Source organism: Streptacidiphilus monticola (assembly GCF_042658505.1).
Lineage (GTDB): Bacteria > Actinomycetota > Actinomycetes > Streptomycetales > Streptomycetaceae > Streptacidiphilus > Streptacidiphilus monticola.
Genome location: NZ_JBHSQJ010000122.1, coordinates 18,530 through 36,393, shown reverse-complemented (window position 1 = coordinate 36,393; position 17,864 = coordinate 18,530). Strand labels below are relative to the sequence as shown.

The window sequence follows — 17,864 nt, the reverse complement described above, 5'->3', positions numbered from 1 at the left end:
GACCTGGCGGTCGCCGGACCCCTGAGGCACTCGCCGCCCCCGACCGTCCCAGTCAGGGCGGAATGGTCGGCCGGGCGGCGGCGAGGGATTCGGGCCGAGGAGCGTACCTCGGGTCAGCCGCGTGCGCGGCTGCGGCGCTCGGCTCCCAGAGTGGCGTAGTAGTCGAGGAGTTCGGGCGCGTCCACGGTGGTCGGGTTGACCACCTGCTCGGCGGGGGCTCCCTGGAGCAGCCGCTTCACCGGCACCTCCAGCTTCTTGCCGGTGCGCGTGTGGGGGATCGCCGGGACTTCGAGGATCTCGTCGGGGACGTGGCGGGGCGAGGCCTCGGCCCGGATCGCCTCCTTGATCTTCTCGCGCAGCGCCTGATCCAGCGTCACCCCCGGTGCGGGGACGACGAACAGGGGCATCCAGTAGCCGCCGTCCGGTTCCTCCGCGCCGATGACCAGGGCTTCGGTGATCTCCGGGAGGCGCTCCACCGCGTCGTGGATGTCGGCGCTGCCGAGGCGGACGCCGTTGCGGTTGAGTGTGGAGTCGGAGCGGCCGTGGACGATGACCGAGCCGTGGGAGGTGTGGGTGATCCAGTCGCCGTGGCGCCACACCCCGGGGTAGGTGGAGAAGTAGGCCTCGCGGTAGCGGCTGCCGTCGGGGTCGTTCCAGAAGTGCAGCGGCATCGAGGGCATGGGCCGGGTGACGACCAGTTCGCCGACCTCGTCGGTGACCGGGCGGCCCTCGGCGTCGTACGCGGCCAGCGCCACGCCCAGGTTGGGCGCGGACAGCTCGCCGGCCCAGACGGGCGTGGTGGGGGCGCTGCCGGCGAAGCCGGAGACGATGTCGGTGCCGCCGCTGGTGGAGGCCAGCACGGCGTGCCCGCCGACGTGGTCGCGCACCCAGGGGTAGGCGGAGGCGGGCACGGCGGAGCCGGTGCAGCCGACCACGCGGACGGACGAGAGGTCGTGGACCGAGGGGTCGATGCCGAACTTGGCCATCCCGAGCAGGTACTGGGGGCTGGTGCCGAACAGCGTGACCCGGTGGCGGGCGGCCAGCTCCCACAGCACGTCGGGCTTGGCGAAGGGCGCCGGGCTGCCGTCGTAGGTACAGGTGGCGGCGCCGGTCAGCAGCGTGGAGGCGACCAGGTTCCACATCATCCAGTGGGTGGTGGTGTACCACAGCAGGCGGTCGCCGGGGCGGAGGTCCGAGTGCAGGCCCAGGGTCTTCAGGTGCTCCAGCAGCACCCCGCCGTGGCCGTGGACGATGCCCTTGGGCAGGCCGGTGGTGCCGGAGGAGAAGACGACCCACAAGGGGTGGTCGAACGGCAGCGGGACGCAGGTGAGTTGCTCGGACCGGCCGGCCGCCGCGGCCCAGGACACGGCCTGGGACGGGTAGGCCGCCTCCAGCCGGGGGAGCCGTACGTGGTCCACCAGCACGGTCGCCTTCAACGTCGGCAGGGCACGGGCGAGTTCGAGGGCGGCCTCGCGGCGGTCGTGGACCGTGCCGTTGAAGAGGTAGCCGTCGGCGGCGAACAGGACGGTCGGTTCCAGCTGGGCGAAGCGGTCGGCGGCGGCCTTGGGGGCGTAGTCCTGCCCGCACACCGACCACACCGCGCCCAGGCTCGCGGCCGCCAGGAAGGCGACGATCGCGTGCGGGGTGTTCGGCAGGTAGCCGACCACCCGGTCGCCCGCCGCCACGCCCAGGTCGCGCAGGGTCGCGGCCACGGAGGCGACCTGGGAGCGCAGTTGCCCGCCGGTCACCTCGTACCCGGCCCCGGTCTCGTCGAGGGCGAGGACGGCCACGTCGTCGTCCGCGAGCTTGCGCAGCGCGTGGTGGGCGTAGTTGAGGGTGGCGCCGGGGAACCAGCGGGCGCCCGGCATGGTCTCCGCGGCCAGGACCTGCTCGTACGGAGTGTCCGCGTCGACCTGGAAGTACTCCCAGATCGCGCTCCAGAAACCTTCGAGGTCGGTGACCGACCAGCGGTGCAGGGCGGCGTAGTCGGAGCCGGCGCTCACCCCCCGGTGCTGGGCCGCCCAGGCGGCGAAGTCCACGATCCGGCTGGCCGCCGCGGTCTGCGGATCGGGCGTGGAGAACGGGTCCGGGTACGGCGATGTCATCGTGCGATGCTCCTCAACAGGCTCTCAGCGGCTGCTGGTTGGGAGGGTGAGGGGATACGTGTGGTGTGCAGCAGGGACCCCCAGGCGGCCCTGGCCGCGAAGTCGCCGCCGCCGCGCGGGACGACGTCCAGCACGACCCGGTCCGGCCGCAGCAGCACGGCGTCCGCGCGCTTGGCGCGCATCCAGGCGGCCAGCAGGCCGCCGTCCCCGAAGTCGGACACGGTGACGGTCCGGGCGCCGAGGGCGGCGGCGACCGCCTGCACCGTGGGCGGCAGCGGAACCACGGTCAGCACGGCGAAGGAGTCGCCGAGCAGGTCGTCGAAGCGGGTGCGGCCTCCCGGCCCGGCCACCCACGGCTGCGGGCAGAAGCGGCCGACCAGACCGCGACCCGCTCCGCCGGGGCGTCGCGGGACGAGCGGCCCGGCGGTCAGGGCGGGGCTGAGGTCCCGACTGACCGCGGTGGTCAGACCGGGTATGCGGACAGCGGCGCCCAGCAGGCCCCGGCGCACGGCGGCGGCGCCGTCCTGGCCGCCGGTCATGGCCCATCCCATGGCGACCGCCATCCGTATGACGTGGCGGGCGTGCGGTTTGCGCTCGCTCTCGTAGGTGTCCAACAGCCGCTCGTCCGCGCCCTGTTGCAGCACCCGGGCCAGCTTCCAGCTGAGGTTGTAGGCGTCCCGCATGCCCGCGCACAGGCCCTGTCCGATGAACGGCGGCGTGAGGTGGGCCGCATCGCCCAGGAGGAAGATCCGACCCGCGCGCCAGCGGTCGGCGATGCGCGCCCGGAAGGTGTACGCGGCCTGCCGTACCACCTCGAAGTCGGCGTCGTGCGCGAGGACGACCCAGGGCGCGAGCAGCTCCCGCAGCCGCGCGCGGTCGAGCTCCGCGCCGTCCGGGAGCCGGAACTCCCAGCGGTAGCGGTCGTCCCCGATCCGCATGAAGGTGGCCGGGCGCTGCGGGTCGCAGACCTGGTCGACGCCCTCCCAGCAGCGCACGGGGAGGCTGGTGCGGACGTCGATGACCGTCCACCGCTCCTCGAAGCGCAGGTCCTCCCAGGTGGCGCCGACGGCCTCGCGGGTGAGGCTGTTGGCGCCGTCGCAGCCGAGCACGGCGTCGGCCCGCAGCAGGTGCTCGCCATCCTCGTCGCGGTAGGTGACCCGGACCGGTCCGGTCCCGTCCTGCTCGACCCCGGTGACCTCGGCCCCGCCGCGCAGGTCGCACTGCGGGGTGCGGGCCAGGGCGTCGCGCAGGACCCGCTCCAGCCCGGGCTGGTCGAACATGCTGGTCTGCGGGAAGCCGTGCAGGCCCTGCTCGGTGCGGGAGAACTCGGCCATGGTCCGGTGCCGGGAGTCCAGCAGCCGGAGCCCCCGGGCGGGGCGGGCGATGGCGGTGAACTCCTCGTGGACCCCGGCGGCTTGGAGGATGCGGCACACCTCGTCGTCGGTGGCGACGGCGCGGGGCAGTGGGTAGACGTCCTGGTGGCGTTCGAGGAGGACGCTCCTCACGCCACGCCGGGCCAGCAGGAGGGCGGCGGTGACGCCCACGGGTCCGGCTCCGACGATCACCACGGGAACGTGCTGGGCGGTCATGTGCGGCTCGATTCGGTTCTGGTTCGCGTCGGCGCCGACGCGTCGGTCAGTTCGCGTCGGTGACGGAGGTTCGCTGCTCGCCGAGGTCGAGGCGCCGGTCCGCCGTGGCGATGGACGCGGTCACGATGTCGCCCTGGCGCAGGTAGTGGGGGTTCTTCTCCTGGCTCTTGAAGAACGCCTTCCACTTGGCCGCGGGGGGCAGCAGAGCGCCGATCTTCTCGACGGCCTTCGGCGGAGCCTTGAGGGCGGTGCCTCCCGGGGTGCCGGTCAGCAGCAGGTCGCCCGGGTCGAGGGTCTGGAAGCGCGCGAGCAGCGTCAGCGCCTGCGCCGGGCGGACGATCATGTCGGCGAGGGTGCGGTCCTGACGCAGCTCGCCGTTGACCGACAACCGCAGCCGCAGGTCCAGGAAATGGGCGAAGTCCTCCGGCTCCAGCAGGGTGAGGTAGGGGCCGGTCGGGGTGAAGGTGGGGTAGGACTTGCTCTCGTAGAACTGCGTCTTGGTCAGCTGGACGTCGCGTGCGCTGACGTCGTTGGTGACCACGAGCCCGGCGACGTATGCGGACAGGTCGCGTTCCTCGACGACGGTGCCGACCGGCAGCGGGGCGCCCAGGACCAGGCCGAGCTCGATCTCGTAGTCGAGGAAGCGCACGTGCGAGGGTCGGACGATGCTGTCGTTGGGCCCACTGACCGAGCCGGAAGCCTTGCGGAAGAAGGTGGGCGGGATGTCGCCGGTGAAGCCCGAATCACGGGCGTGGCTGCGGTAGTTGACCATCTGGGCGACGACCCGGCAGGGCGTGGTGACGGGGGAGAGGGCCACCAGGTCGGCGACGGGGGTGCCGGCCTCGCCGGAGGCGGCGGCCGCCGCGACGGCGGCGCGGTCGGCGAGCAGTTCGGCGGTGGTCATGGCCTTGGTGTCGACCGGGACGGCGCGGCCGCCGCGGACGACCCACCAGCCTTCGGATGTGCGCAGGACGTTGGTGCTCATGTCGGTGGCCTTTGTGTGGAGTTGGTTGGGGGAGTCAGGAGTTGGCGGCCTTGAGCAGGCCGAGGAGGCGCGCCGGGTCCATCTCGTTGTCGCCGCGCAGGGCCTGGAAGACGTCGCGGATGCGCTGCGGGGAGGGACTGGCGCCCAGGAAGTCGCGGGTGGCGGGCGGACCCCACTGCGCGAGCCCGGAGGTGGACATGGGCGCCCAGCCGGGCTCGACGTCGCAGGAGAACAGGTCGCCGTCGGAGAAGTGCTCCAGCATGAAGCGGTCCGGATCGCGCCAGTAGTCGAACAGCTGGCTGCCCTGGATGTGCCGTCCGATGCCCCAACTGCGCTGGTAGCCGCGCTCCTTGAGGTACTCGCCGCCGGCGGCGATCGCGTCCAGGTCGGTGACCTGGTAGGCGGAGTGGACGTAGTCGTTGCCGGGGCCCAGGTGCATGGCCAGCGTGTGGTGGTCCACGGCCACGCTGCCCTGGTCGCAGCGGATGAAGGCCATCGTCGGGCCGCGGTCGCGCTGGCCGTCCAGGAAGAGGAAGTCGGAGACGATCATGCCGAGGGTGTCCAGGTACCAGTCCAGCGCCCGGGCGAACACGCGGGTCTCCAGTACCACGTGGCCCAGCCGCTGGATCCGGGACGGCTCCCGCGGCGGCCGCTGCGTGGCGTTGGTCCGGCGGTGGTCGGTGCCGAAGTTGAGCAGCAGCGGCCGCTGTTCGGGCAGGGCCGGCAGCTCCTCGCCGCAGTGCACGACGCGCACCGGCAGGCCCGAGGGGTCGAGCAGGTCGACGGTCCGGCCGCCGCCCGGCACGTCCGCGTCCTGCACGGCGGAGCCGACGGCGCGGGCGAGCCGGTCCAGGTCGGCACGCTCGGCCGCGCGGAACGCCGGGCCGATGAAGCGGGGGGAGCGGCCCTTGCGGATGACCATGCAGGGAGAGCCCGCGAAGGTGCCCCGCAGCCACAGCTCGCGCTCGGTGCGGGCGGCGACGGCGAAGCCGAAGTCGCGGGCGAAGACCTCGGCCCGGTCCAGGTCGGGCTTCTGGAACTCCAGCCAGGCGAGGTCGGCCACCTTGATCACGGGGTTCCGCGACCTGCCGGGGTGCTCGCCGCGCAGGGCCCCTTGCTCGCTGTGGAGGTCCTGATGGGCCGTCCGCAGAGCGGTGGGGCGGGCAGCGTCGACGGGGGTTTCGGACATGGTGTCCTCCAGGCAACATTGCTGTAATGAGGAAATCATCATCTCTGAGCCTTCGATCGTCAATAGCCACCCCCCCTGGGTAGCTGATGGCTTCATCAGTGATGTACTGATGGGCTCATCAGAACTGTGGCAATGTGGAGGACGTTGCTAGACTTCGCCGCATGTCGACGTCAGCCCCGCCCCAGAACCGATTCGAACGGCGTCGTGCCGAGACCCGTCAGGCGCTCATCCGGGCCGCCCGGCAGATACTGGCCGAGGCCGGCGACACGAACGTCAGCATCCAGACGATCGCGGAACGCGCGGATGTCGGCTTCGGCTCCTTCTACAACCACTTCGACTCCAAGGCGGAACTGTTCGACGCCGCCGTACAGGACGCCCTGGAGGAGCTCGGCCAGACCTTCGACCGGCATCTGGAAGGCGTCGACGACCCGGCGGAACTCGTCGCCGCGGGCTTCCGGCTCAGCGCCCGCCTGGCCGTCACCCGGCCCGAACTGATGCAGGTGCTCCGCTACCGCGGCCTCGGCCACATCTACTCCGACTCGGGTCTGGCCCCGCGCGCCGCGCGCGATCTGGAAACCGGCATCACCTCCGGCCGGTTCACCATCTCCGACCCTGCCAGCGCCCTGGTGGCCCTCGGGGGCTCGCTGCTGGCACTGGTCGAGCAGCGTTTCGTCCGCCCGGAACTCGACGGCGACGAGGCCGCGTCCAACCTGGCCGAGATGCTGCTGCGGATGCTGGGCCTCGCCCCGGAGGACGCCCACGAGGTCGCCCACCGCCCGCTGCCCGACGTCGACTGAGTCGGCTGTCCCGGCACCGGAGCCGGTCGGGCTGCCGTCGCCGCTTCCACGAGCCGGCGGACATCTGGTCCGTCCGAGACGCTCCCTGCCCTGGGGGCGGCTGGAGCCGGTACGGTGGGCGGTGCAGCGTCGTCAAGGAGAGTGGCCCACATGAGCGCGCAGCCCACTGAGCAGCCCGCGGATCTGCGAGTCCACGCTTTCCCCCGCACCATCGATGCCGTTCGCGAGGCGATCCCGGACAGCGGCGAGCGTGCGAGGTTCCTCGAGCAGGTGCTGGCCGCGCCGGTGGACCAGGTCGAGCAGATGGTGCTGGCGCGCTGGTACGAACTGATGCTGGCCAAGGTCCCCGGAGCGGAGATCCGCCTGGCGGACGCCCGTCAGGGCATCAATCTCGTGCCGCTGCCGGAGCCCAAGCTCGTCGGCGAGGAGTGACCTGCACCTTGTCACGGGGGTGGAGCGTAGGCCTGGACGTCAGGGCCGCTCAGACGCTCATCGACATCGAGAAGGCCGCCGGGCAGCGACTCCACGACGCCATCGTGTTGTTCGCCCGTGCCCTGGCCATCGAGGTGGCCGCGGCGGCAGCTGCCGACAGGCCGCTTCCCGGCACTCGTCTGACGGACGGACGGTACGCGGTGGACGTGTACCGGGAACCGGTTCTGCTGTACTACCTGCCGGTCCCGGACGCGGCCGAGCTGCGGGTGACCGATCTGATCTGGCTGGCCACCTGACCGTCGCCGAGCTGCCACCGGCCGCCCCGCGCGGAGGCGGGGAGTCGGTCAGCGGGTGACCTTCACGGAGAGGTCCGAGTCGGGGCCGGCCGGGCGTGAGAGGCCGAGATGCCTGCGCTGCCGAGCTGCACAGGCTGCAGGCTCGCAGATCCGTGGGCACGCAGGAACGGTCACCGGGGGAACAACGACCCGGTGAACGTGGCCGGCTGGCCGGTGAGTTGTGCTTCAGCTGTTGGCGGGTGCGGCGCTGATGTCCGCGAGGGCGGACTGGCGGTCGCGGTCGAGGGCGAGGTCGCCGAGGGAGACGATGCCGACCGGGCGGCCGTCCTCCACCACCGGAAGGCGCCGTACGGCTCGGTCGCGCATGAGCGCGACCGCGCGGTCGACGTCGTCGTCAGGGGTGACGGTGGTCAGGTTCCGGCTGCAGATCTGGCCGGTCTCCGTGTGGTCGGGGTCGCGGCCCTCCGCGGTCGCGCGGACGACCAGGTCGCGGTCGGTGACCAGGCCGAAGAGGCGGCCGCTGTCGTCGGTGACGATGAGATCGCCGATGCCCTGGTCGCGCATCTGGCGGGCGGCCTCGGTCAGGGCGGTGGTGGTGCTGACGGTGACCAGACGCGTGGTCATCACGTCGCGGACTTTCTCAGGCATGCGGGGCTTCCTTCCGATGCGCAGGTCACCGGCGGGTGACCGGCTCGGGGGCGGGCACGGGGCCCGGGTGCGGTCCGGGCGCAGGGTAGGGGTCCGGTCCGGGGGTGGGCTCCGGTTGGGGATCGGGTTCCGGCTGCGGCGGGGCGGGCGGCACCGGGTCGGGGCCGCCGGGCCCCGGGACAGGGCCGGGCAGCGGCCCGGGTCCAGGTCCCGGTCCGGGAACCGGTGTCGGTGTCGGGGGGACGGGATCGCGGGGTGGCGAGGTCACCGCAACCTCCCGGTGGCGAGACGACGATCCTGCGCGGTGCGTGTACCCGTGACCGCCGCTCTCAGACAGAGCCCCGGCCGGTGCGGCGGCCAGCCGGCAGTGGCGAGGCCGACGCCCTGGTGGGCGGCGGTCCCAGGGCCTTTTGCTGCCGGCGGTCGCGGATGACCCGCGCGTCGAGCAGGCAGAGCACGGTTCCCCCGAAGCGGAGGGCAGCCGGGGCGACGGCGGTCGCGGGTCGGGAGCCGTTGCCGCCGACGGCGAGGTAGGCGAACAGCCGGCCGCGGCCAGGAGATCACCGCGTTCAGGCAGGCCAGGGCGGAGCGGGCGGCCAGGCCGACCGCACCGGTGGCGGGCTCGGTGCCGGTGTGCTGCCGACGGCGCAGCCGGGCGTGCGCGCGTCGGTCGCGCCGCCACCGGTTCACGGTGTTGCGTCTGCGCGCTTCCCTCCGGTTCGCCCCCTCGCGCACCTGGGCGGCCCGGTGGTGGGGCCGTGCTCCTCAGCCGGGGCCGCGGGCGAAGGCGCCGGCTGAGGGACGGTAGCTGCGGCCCTGGTGTCCCCACTCGCCGAACGGTGGTGTCAGGCCCGCGTCGAGGGCTCGGAGACTGGGGCGGCCGATGTGCGCGAACACCAGTGATCCGGCGCGGGAGTTCGTCCGTTCGTTGGCCCGCGGCTACCGTTTTCGCGGGCCCAGTGACGGCCTTGTGCCGCTCGTCCAGGTCCCGCCGCGCCCACCCACTGCGCCCGTGTCCGGCAGCCGGACCGGCTCAGCTCGGCCTCACCGTCACCGGACCGCTGGTCCACCTCGCCTGACCGGCATCGGGCGACGACGTGGCCCGGCCTGCAGCGTCCCGTCGGGGCTCCTAGCGTGGGGGCATGAGCGACATCGATGCGCGCCGGATACAGCTCACCTTCCGGGAGGGGGAGCCGCTGCCGGACCCCTTGCAACTGGCCGTGGGTGACGAGGTCACGCTGGTCCTGCACGGCAGTCCGGCCCACAGCTGGCTGCCGCTCACCGGCGCCGACGGGCCCGTCGTCCTGGTGGAGGAGCACACTCTGGACGGCACGCTGCGCGCGCTGGTGCGCGCCACCAGCCCCGGGGTGGCCGAGCTGAGGTCGATCGCGTCCTACGCGGGAGCCCGCTTCGGGCCGGGCAGCGGCATGTGGCGGCTGCGGGTCGTCGTCAGCGAGCCCACGCCGCGGGAGCGCGGGTAGCCGGTACAACGCCGGAGCGCTATGGCGTCTTCCGTTTCCTGGGCCTGCACGGGCCTGCCCGCGGCGGCGGCCGGAATGACCCGGCACGGCCGCCGCGGCCCTTGGCCAGTCCTGTGCAGGCCCCGACGCGCGGGTGCCGGCGCCGGTACATGGGCCAGGGCCGCCCGAAGGGAGCGGGCAGCTGCAGCAGTCCCGCGACTTCGAAGGCCGGCGAGCTTGAGGGCGCTGTGCCGGTATGAGCGGCGACGAGCCGGGCAGGCGCGGACCATGACCGCGGCAGGGGACGTGCACCGGATCGTCGTCGGTGTGGACGGTTCGACGTCGTCCCCCCAGGCGTTGCGCTGGGCGCTGCGGCAGGCGCGGCTGACCGGGGCGCGGGTCGAGCCGGTCGCGGCACGGGAGATGCAGCCGGTGATCGGCTGGGCGCTGGCCGACCCGGATGAGGGCGCCGAAGACCGCCCCCCCGGCGCACTCGCGGACTGCGTCGCTCGGCTGTTCGAGGACATGTGCGCCGACGTGGAGGTACGACGGCAGGTGGGGCACGGGCAACCGGAGGACGTGCTGCTGAAGGCCGCCGAAGGGGCCGAGTTGGTCGTGGTCGGCGCCCGGGGCCACGGCCCGCTGGCCGAGTGCGTGCTCGGGTCGGCGGGGCAGCGGTGCGTGCACAGTGCCCGCTACCCGGTGGTCATCGTCAACGAGCAGACGCGGGCCCTGGTCGACTGAGGAGGTGCGGTGGGCGGCGCTGGATCGGGAAGGGGCCTGCTGGAGCGGTTGCCGCCGCGGCAGCGGGCACTGGTGCGGCCAGCCAGGCCGGGTCCTCCCACTCCGATGCTGGCCACGCTCAGCTCTCGGCGGGACTTCGACACCGACTGGCTCTTCGAGCGCAAGCTCGACGGCGTCCGCGTGCTGGCCCTGCGCACCGGCGGAGGTGGGGTCAGGCTGCTCTCCCGCGGCGGCAAGTCCCTGAACGGCACGTACCCGGAAGTCGTGGACGCCTTGCAGGCACAGCACTGCGCGGACTTCGCGGTCGACGGCGAGATGGTGGCGCTGCGGGACGGCCGCACCGACTTCGCGCTGCTGCAGCAGCGTCTCGGGCTCACCGATCCAAAGGCGGCGCGCGCCAGCGGGGTGGCCGTCACCTACTACCTGTTCGACCTGCTGCGCCTGGACGGCCAGGACACCACCGCACTCGACCTGACGGTCCGCAAGTCGCTGCTGCGCGACGCGCTGAGCTTCCGCGACCCGCTGCGATTCACTGCCCACCGACGCCGCGACGGGCACGAGCTCCTCGACGACGCCTGCGCCCGAGGCTGGGAGGGCCTGATCGCCAAACGCGCCAACTCCCGTTATCAGTACGGCCGTTCCACCGACTGGCTCAAGCTCAAGTGCTCCGGCGGACAGGAGTTCGTCATCGGCGGCTTCACCGAACCCGCGGGCAGCCGCGTCGGGTTCGGCGCCCTGCTGATCGGCTACTACCAGCACGGCCGGCTGTGCTATGCCGGCAAGGTCGGAACCGGCTACAGCACCGCGACGCTGCGTTCGCTGCGGACCCGCCTCGACGGTATCGAGCAGTCCGGCTCACCCTTCGACGCACGGGTACGTGAGGCCCGCGCCCACTGGGTGCGACCCGAACTCGTGGCACAGATCGGCTTCACCGAATGGACCCGCGACGGCATGCTGCGCCATCCCCGATTCCTGGGCCTGCGCGACGACAAGCCCGCCCACCAGGTGGTCCGGGAGGCCCCCGCACCGACCCGCTGAGGCGGTAGCGGTCACCCCCTGTGTGTAGCCGCAGCCGAGGAAAGCCCGCGCAACGATCACCTGAACAGCCGTCAGGAGTCGACCCCGTGCAGCACGACGTCTGCAGCGGGCAGGTCCAGCACCAAGCCCGCCCGGCCCCGCGTGGCGAGGCCGGGACCGCGCCCGCGCCGGCCTGCAGGCCCTCGCGCTCGCCATCGCCCGCGAAGCCTGACCCCCGCGTTCCGGGTGGGCTCACAGGGATTCAGGAGAGGGAGTTCCTTGCTCGCGATGCGGTGGGCGTGGGTTGCCTGGAGGTTTGCCCGAGCGTCCCCCGGGCAGCTGAGCAAGGGAACACTTGTATCAGCCAAATGGTTCGTCTCGGCCCCTCCGCGCCCGAGGGGACCGGGGGGACCGGGGGCCCGAGGCGATGCGACACCAGGCGGCGATCGCGAACCCGTGGGTGCCGTAGGCCGAGAAGGCCAGAGCCGCCATGTACCGGGCTGGGTGCCTGCTCGGCGAACACCTGCAAGCAGGTCAGGCAAAGGTACCCAGCAGACACGGTCACGGTGGACTTCACGCGCGGTTGCCACCGGCGCGTGTGAGGAGCGACAGCACATGGCAGACCGACCCGGCGAACCGCGCGCCACTGGACCGAAGCAGGCGAGCGTCGGGGTTCACGGCATCACCGAGACCCTCACGTACGTGCAGGCCGAGACCGGCACGGTGCGTGGTGTGCGGACCCTGCTCGCCCTCAATCAGGTCGACGGCTTCGACTGCCCCAGCTGCGCCTGGGGCGATCCCGAGCCCGGGCATCGCAAGCACGCCGAGTTCTGCGAGAACGGCGCCAAGGCGGTCGCCTGGGAGGCCACCCGCAAACGGGTCGACGCCTCGTTCTTCGCCCAGCACACGATCGCCGACCTGCGTGGGCGCGACGGCCACTGGCTGGAGGCGCAGGGCAGGCTCAGCGAGCCGATGCACCTGCCCCCGGGTGGGGACCGCTACCTGCCGATCGCCTGGGACGACGCCCTGCGGCTGGTGGCCGACCGGCTGCGTGCCCTGCCCGACCCGAACCGGGCCGTGTTCTACACCAGCGGCCGCACCAGCAACGAGGCTGCGTTCGTCTACCAGCTCCTCGCCCGGCGGCTGGGCACCAACAACCTGCCGGACTGTTCCAACATGTGCCACGAGTCCAGTGGCGCCGCGCTGACCGAGACGATCGGCGTGGGCAAGGGCACGGTCTCGCTGCAGGACATCACCGACCACGCCCAGCTGATCATGATCGTGGGCCAGAACCCGGGGACCTGCCACCCCCGGATGCTGACCGCCTTGGAGCAGGCCAAGCGGCGCGGCGCGAAGATCATCGCGGTGAATCCGCTGCCCGAGGCGGGCTTCGGTCGCTTCCGCAACCCGCAGACGCTGCGCGGCCTGGCCGGTCCGGGCACCCAACTGGCCGACCGCTACCTCCCGGTGCGGGTCAACGGCGACCTGGCCCTCTTCGCCGGCCTGAACAAGGCGTTGCTCGCCGCCGAGGAGACCGCCCCCGGGACCGTCCTCGACCACGACTTCATCGACCGCTACTGCGACGGATTCGAACAGGCCGCCGCGGCCTGGCAGGCCCTGGACTGGGAGCGGGTCCAGGAGTTGACCGGCCTCGGCCGCCGGGCGGTCGAGTACACCGCCGCGGACGTCATGGCCGCCGACTCTGTCGTGGTCTGCTGGGCCATGGGACTGACCCAGCACCACAACGCCGTCCCCACCATCCGAGAGATCGTCAACTTCCTGCTGCTGCGCGGCAACATCGGCCGACCAGGTGCCGGGCCCGCGCCGATCCGCGGACACAGCAACGTCCAGGGCGACCGCACGATGGGCATCTGGGAGAAGATGCCCGACTCCTTCCTCGACGCCCTGCGCGCGGAGTTCGGCTTCGATCCGCCCCGGGACCACGGCTGGGACACCGTGGAGTCGATCCGGGCCATGCGCGACGGCAAGGTGGACGTCTTCTTCGCCCTCGGCGGCAACTTCGCGGCCGCCACCCCGGACACCACCGTCACCGAGAAGGCTCTGGCGAACTGCGCGCTGACGGTGCACGTGGCCACCAAGCTCAACCGCTCCCACCTGTGCCACGGCGCCGAGGCCCTGCTGCTGCCCTGCCTGGGCCGCACCGAACGCGACATCCAGGCAGGCGTCGAGCAGTTCGTCACCGTCGAGGACTCGATGGCCATGGTCCACGCCTCCCACGGCCGCCTGGCGCCCGGATCCCCGCAGCTGCGCAGCGAGGTCTCCATCGTCACCGCCCTCGGGAGGGAGCTGTTCGGCGACGCCATGGGATGGGAACGGATGGGCCGCGACTACCGGGTGATCCGCCGCCACATCGAGCATGTCGTCCCCGGTTTCCACGCCTTCGAGGAACGCGTCGCCCAGCCCGGCGGGTTCATGCTCCCGCGCGGCCCGCGCGACTCCCGCACCTTTCCCACGGCGACCGGCAAGGCCCGCTTCACCGTCAACGCGGTCACCGCCGTGCGGGTGCCCGACGGCCACCTGCTGCTCACCACGGTCCGCTCCCACGACCAGTTCAACACCACCGTCTACGGCCTGGACGACCGCTACCGCGGCATCGAGGGCGGACGCCGCGTCGTGTTCCTCAACGAGGACGACATGAAGACCCTCGCGGTGAGCGCAGGCGACCTGGTCGACCTCGTCAGCCACTACCCCGACCGGGAACGCCGCGCCCGGGACTTCCGCGTCGTCCCCTACCCGGTGCCGCGCGGCTGCGCCGCGACCTACTTTCCCGAGGCCAATCTTCTGGTCCCGCTCGACTCCACCGCCGAGACGAGCAACACCCCCACCACCAAATCCGTGGTCATCAGCGTGCAGCCCGCCACCGCACCCGGGTAGCAGCGCGATGCCCCAGGACGACGGCGGCGAGGCTGTGCACCTCAGTGGGCGGCCCGGTCACGAGCCGTGCGCGGAAAGGGCGGGTATGGCGCCGCCGGCGAGGACGTGGGCGCGCTGGCGTGGGCTGAGGCGGTGGGTTGCCTCGTAGTCCTCGCCCTTGGTGGTGTTGTGAACCGTCAACTGCGCGGGTGCGTCCGGGGCCAGGGCGGCGTGCAGGCCGGAGAGGGTGAGCCGGTCGCCCTCGTCGATCCGGTCGCGGTCACCCGGGTCGGCCAGACGCAGCGGCAGCACCCCGAAGTTGGCCAGGTTCTGCTCGTGGATGCGGGCGAAGGACAGGGCCAGGACAGCGCGCAGGCCGAGCAGTCGCGGGGTGATGGCCGCGTGCTCGCGGGAGGAGCCCTGGCCGTAGTTGTGCCCGGCGACGACGAAGTGCGGTCCGGCGTCCCGGGCCTCGGCCGGATAGTCGGGATCGATCCGGGTGAAGGTGAACTCGGCCAGCCGGGGCAGGTTGGACCGGTACGGGAGGGCCTGTGCGCCGGCGGGGGAGATCTCGTCGGTGGAGACGTCGTCGCCCAGCTCCAGCAGCACCGGGCCGCTCAACTCATCCGGCAGTGGGTCGAGTTCGGGCAGACGCGAGATGTTGGGGCCGCGCACCAGGTCGATGTGCCCCGCCGCCTCCGGGAGCGGTGGGGCTTCGAACTGGTCCCGGTTGACGGACGCGGGGTTGGGCAGATCGAGGGTCGGGGGGTTGACGCCCTCCCGAAGGGCCCAGGCGCGCGGGTCGGTGAGCACGCCGGTCAGGGCGGACGCGGCGGCCGTCTCCGGGGAGCAGAGCCAGACCGAGTCGTCCGGTGTCCCGGACCGGCCGGGGAAGTTGCGCGGGAAGGTGCGCAGCGAGTGGGTCCCCGCCGCCGGGGCCTGGCCCATGCCGATGCAGCCCAGGCAGCCCGTCTGGTGGATCCGGGCCCCGGCGGCGACCAGGTCGAAGACCGCGCCGGTGCGCAGCAGGTCCTGGAACACCTCCCGGGAGCTGGGGTTGACGTCGAAGCTGACGGCGTCGCCGACGCGGCGTCCGCGCACCATGGCCGCGGCGACGGCGAAGTCGCGCGGCCCCGGGTTGGCGGAGGAGCCGAGGACGACCTGTCGCAGCGGCACCCCGGCCGCCTCGGCGACCGGCACCACGTCACCGGGGGAGGACGGCCGGGCGACCAGCGGTTGCAACCGGGACAGGTCGACGTCCTCGGTGTCGTCGTAGCGGGACCCCGGCTCGGCCGCGAGCGGGACGAAGTCCTGCTCGCGGCCCTCCGCGCGCAGGAACGCGCGCACCGCGTCGTCGGCCGGGAAGACGCTTGCGGTGGCGCCGAGTTCGGCGCCCATGTTGGCGATGACGTGCCGGTCCCACGTGCTCAGCTCGGCCAGGCCCGGCCCGTGGTACTCCAGGATCCGGTGCAGGGCGCCGGTGACGCCGTGGCGGCGCAGCAGTTCCAGGATCACGTCCTTGGCGCTGACCCAGTCGGGCAGCCGGCCGTGCAGGTGGATGCCCCAGATCCGCGGCATGGCCAGGTGGAACGGCTCGCCGGCCATCGCCAGGGCGACGTCGAGGCCGCCGGTGCCGATCGCCAGCATGCCGAGCGCCCCGGCGGCGCAGGTGTGCGAGTCGGAGCCGAGCAGGCTCTGTCCGGGGACGCCGAAGCGCTGCATGTGGGTCGGGTGCGAGACGCCGTTGCCCGGGCCGCAGTACCACAGCCCGAAGCGCTGTGCGGCCGACCGGAGGAAGACGTGGTCCTCGGCGTTGCGGGCGTCCGCCTGGAGCAGGTTGTGGTCGACGTACTGGACGCTGAGCCGGGTGCGGACCCGGTCCAGCCCGAGCGCCTCGAGCTCCTGCATCACCAGGGTGCCGGTCGCGTCCTGGCACAGGGTCTGGTCCGCCCGCAGCGCGATCTCCTCGCCGGGGACCGGGCGGCCGGCGACCAGGTGCGCGGCGATCAACTGCTGGGCGAGGGTGAGCGGTTCCGTCACCAGTCCACCTCCTTGGGCGGCGTGCGGGCCGCGCCTACCCGCCCCGCCGCACGCCATCCCTGGCATTGGCCCGCGCCGCAGCCGCACCCCGCCTGCCCGCAGGCGGCCTCCCGGGGCGCGTCGTGCGGTCCTGCGGCTACCGGGCGCGGGGCGCGGCGCCGACCGGTGCGACGAAGGCGTCGCGCAGGCGCCGAGCTGGGTGGCCGTCGGTTCCTGACGGCCGATCAGCCGGACGAGGCTGGTAGGGCTGCGGCTGCCCGGCAGGTGGTGGCCGACACCGTCACGCGTCCTTCGTAGGCCCGCTGCCCGACGGCGAGCCCGTCCGGCCGACTCGACAGCGGAAGGTCCGATCCGGGCCTCCAGCGGTGCGGCCGCCCGCCCGGAGTTCAGCGGCCGATGTCGCGGGTGAGCCCCACCCCCAGCACGCGGTCGACGAGAGCGAACGTCTCGAACCTGGCGCCGTCCCCCAGGAGCGGGTGGGACTCGATCTCCTTGAGCAGCTCGACCAGGGCCGGCGTGTCGAGATCCGCCGCCACCGCCCCACGAATCCGCCGCTGAAGGGGCTCGGGGACCGGGCTGGACGGAGTGTGCGCCCAGCGAGCAACAGCGGTCCGGTAGTGGGCGAGCGTACGGGCCGCGAGCGCGAGCTTCTCACCCGGCAGCCCCGCTGCGGCAGCATGAGGCCGGGACAGCAGGGCCAGCCGGAGCGCCAGATGATCCACCTCGCCGTTGCCCACCAGCTGCGCAGCGGAACCGGTCGCCGCCTCACCCACCATGAGCCAGGCACCTGCCCCCCGGGTGGTGCGCGACGCGACGTGGACGTCGACCGCTCCCGGCTCCAGGCCCGCCTCCGCCGGCGGCGTGACACTGTAGCGGATCAGCTCCTGCTCCAATGCCTTCGCCTGATGGGGCGTCAACTCCGGGCCGGTGCGCACCAGGAACACCTGCAGCCCTTGGGCCTCCCCGGCGCGCAGCAGTACGTCCGCGACCAGGAGGATCCGCAGATCCCGCACCCCCAGGAGCCCGCCCGGTGCATCCACGTGAACGCAGACGCGCAGGTGCCGGCGTCCCGGCGGCATGAGGTCCACCTGCCGGCCGGTGCGTGCGTCCAGGACCACCAGCACGACATCGCCGGTACCCACTTCTCCAGGTTGCACGCCCTCCTTCCGCGTGGTCGCTTGGCCGCGGGGCCTGCGGGTAGGCGCGGCAGCGCACCGGGCACAGAAGCACGGCCGTCACCGAGCAATGGGAGGCCCCCGATGGCAGCTCTGGTCCTCGCAGGCCGGATCCTCTTCGTCCTGCTCTTCCTGTCCTCCGGCGTCAACCACCTGACCCGCACCCAGCAGATGGCCGGGTACACGGAGTCCCGTGGTGTGCCCGCCGCCCGGATCGCGGTGCTCGCCTCCGGGGCGCTGCTGCTCGTCGGGAGCGTTTTCGTGGTCCTGGGCATCTGGCCCGATCTGGGGGCACTGTTGCTGGCAGCGTTCCTCGCGCCGACCGCCGTGCTCATGCACGGCTTCTGGAAGGAGCGGGACTCGATGGGTCGGCAGCAGGAGCAGGTCCATTTCCTGAAGGACACCGCCCTGTTCGGCGCCTGCCTGATGCTGATCGCCTTCTTCGCCCACACCGGCCACCAGCTCGGCCTGACGGTGACCGGCCCGCTGTTCCACCTTGACTGAGGCCCAGCC

At 72.7% G+C, this 17,864-nt stretch carries 15 protein-coding genes; 8 read left to right on the top strand and 7 right to left on the bottom strand.

The window, feature by feature from the left end:
* Positions 1–113 precede the first annotated feature (113 nt).
* Genes ACFP3V_RS25175 through ACFP3V_RS25160 form a run of 4 tightly spaced genes read right to left on the bottom strand, consistent with a single transcriptional unit; the run spans position 114 to position 5,868 of the window.
* Positions 114–2,105, bottom strand: a complete 1,992-nt coding sequence (locus ACFP3V_RS25175) for an acetoacetate--CoA ligase (RefSeq protein WP_380587772.1) — start codon at positions 2,103–2,105, stop codon at positions 114–116.
* The gene (gene mhpA, locus ACFP3V_RS25170; RefSeq protein ID WP_380587769.1) at positions 2,102–3,694 is read right to left on the bottom strand and encodes a bifunctional 3-(3-hydroxy-phenyl)propionate/3-hydroxycinnamic acid hydroxylase MhpA; all 1,593 of its coding nucleotides are present in this window, start codon (positions 3,692–3,694) and stop codon (positions 2,102–2,104) included. The genes ACFP3V_RS25175 and mhpA overlap by 4 nt, the downstream gene beginning before the upstream one ends.
* Positions 3,695–3,740: 46 nt before the next feature.
* The gene (locus ACFP3V_RS25165) at positions 3,741–4,679 is read right to left on the bottom strand and encodes a fumarylacetoacetate hydrolase family protein (protein WP_380587767.1); all 939 of its coding nucleotides are present in this window, start codon (positions 4,677–4,679) and stop codon (positions 3,741–3,743) included.
* Positions 4,680–4,713: 34 nt separating this feature from the next.
* Positions 4,714–5,868, bottom strand: a complete 1,155-nt coding sequence (locus tag ACFP3V_RS25160; protein WP_380587764.1) for a VOC family protein — start codon at positions 5,866–5,868, stop codon at positions 4,714–4,716.
* A gap of 161 nt (positions 5,869–6,029) precedes the next feature.
* Between ACFP3V_RS25160 and ACFP3V_RS25155 the strand changes: the two genes are divergently transcribed.
* The 3 genes from ACFP3V_RS25155 (at position 6,030) to ACFP3V_RS25145 (ending at position 7,393) form a co-directional block, all read left to right on the top strand.
* Complete coding sequence (locus ACFP3V_RS25155) at positions 6,030–6,665, top strand: TetR/AcrR family transcriptional regulator (RefSeq protein WP_380587761.1); 636 nt, start codon at positions 6,030–6,032, stop codon at positions 6,663–6,665.
* Positions 6,666–6,815: 150 nt separating this feature from the next.
* Positions 6,816–7,097: a hypothetical protein gene (locus ACFP3V_RS25150; protein ID WP_380587758.1), complete on the top strand. Its 282-nt coding sequence runs from the start codon at positions 6,816–6,818 to the stop codon at positions 7,095–7,097.
* An 8-nt stretch (positions 7,098–7,105) separates the two neighbouring features.
* A complete protein-coding gene (locus tag ACFP3V_RS25145; RefSeq protein ID WP_380587755.1) occupies positions 7,106–7,393 on the top strand; it encodes a hypothetical protein in 288 nt (95 codons plus the stop codon).
* A 225-nt stretch (positions 7,394–7,618) separates the two neighbouring features.
* Here ACFP3V_RS25145 and ACFP3V_RS25140 read toward each other — a convergent pair whose 3' ends face one another.
* Entirely contained in the window at positions 7,619–8,041 is a 423-nt protein-coding gene (locus tag ACFP3V_RS25140; protein ID WP_380587752.1) for a CBS domain-containing protein, read from the bottom strand.
* Between the two features lie 1,142 nt (positions 8,042–9,183).
* Between ACFP3V_RS25140 and ACFP3V_RS25135 the strand changes: the two genes are divergently transcribed.
* From ACFP3V_RS25135 to ACFP3V_RS25120, 4 genes are all read left to right on the top strand, one after another.
* Positions 9,184–9,522, top strand: a complete 339-nt coding sequence (locus tag ACFP3V_RS25135) for a hypothetical protein (protein ID WP_380587749.1) — start codon at positions 9,184–9,186, stop codon at positions 9,520–9,522.
* Between the two features lie 267 nt (positions 9,523–9,789).
* Positions 9,790–10,245 (top strand): universal stress protein, encoded by a 456-nt coding sequence (locus ACFP3V_RS25130; RefSeq protein WP_380587746.1) that lies wholly within the window; start codon positions 9,790–9,792, stop codon positions 10,243–10,245.
* A 105-nt stretch (positions 10,246–10,350) separates the two neighbouring features.
* Entirely contained in the window at positions 10,351–11,283 is a 933-nt protein-coding gene (ligD, locus tag ACFP3V_RS25125; RefSeq protein ID WP_380587743.1) for a non-homologous end-joining DNA ligase, read from the top strand.
* A gap of 594 nt (positions 11,284–11,877) precedes the next feature.
* On the top strand, positions 11,878–14,157 hold the full coding sequence (locus ACFP3V_RS25120; protein WP_380587740.1) for an FdhF/YdeP family oxidoreductase: 2,280 nt from the start codon (positions 11,878–11,880) through the stop codon (positions 14,155–14,157).
* Between the two features lie 57 nt (positions 14,158–14,214).
* Here the strand turns inward: ACFP3V_RS25120 and ACFP3V_RS25115 are convergent, their stop codons facing one another.
* Together ACFP3V_RS25115 and ACFP3V_RS25110 are read right to left on the bottom strand one after the other, a co-directional pair.
* Positions 14,215–16,176: an aconitate hydratase gene (locus tag ACFP3V_RS25115; protein ID WP_380587737.1), complete on the bottom strand. Its 1,962-nt coding sequence runs from the start codon at positions 16,174–16,176 to the stop codon at positions 14,215–14,217.
* 386 nt (positions 16,177–16,562) lie between these two features.
* Positions 16,563–17,318: a hypothetical protein gene (locus ACFP3V_RS25110; protein WP_380587734.1), complete on the bottom strand. Its 756-nt coding sequence runs from the start codon at positions 17,316–17,318 to the stop codon at positions 16,563–16,565.
* A gap of 117 nt (positions 17,319–17,435) precedes the next feature.
* On the opposite strand from ACFP3V_RS25110, the gene ACFP3V_RS25105 reads away from it, so the two are divergent.
* A complete protein-coding gene (locus tag ACFP3V_RS25105; RefSeq protein ID WP_380587731.1) occupies positions 17,436–17,855 on the top strand; it encodes a DoxX family protein in 420 nt (139 codons plus the stop codon).
* The last annotated feature ends 9 nt before the right edge of the window (positions 17,856–17,864 follow it).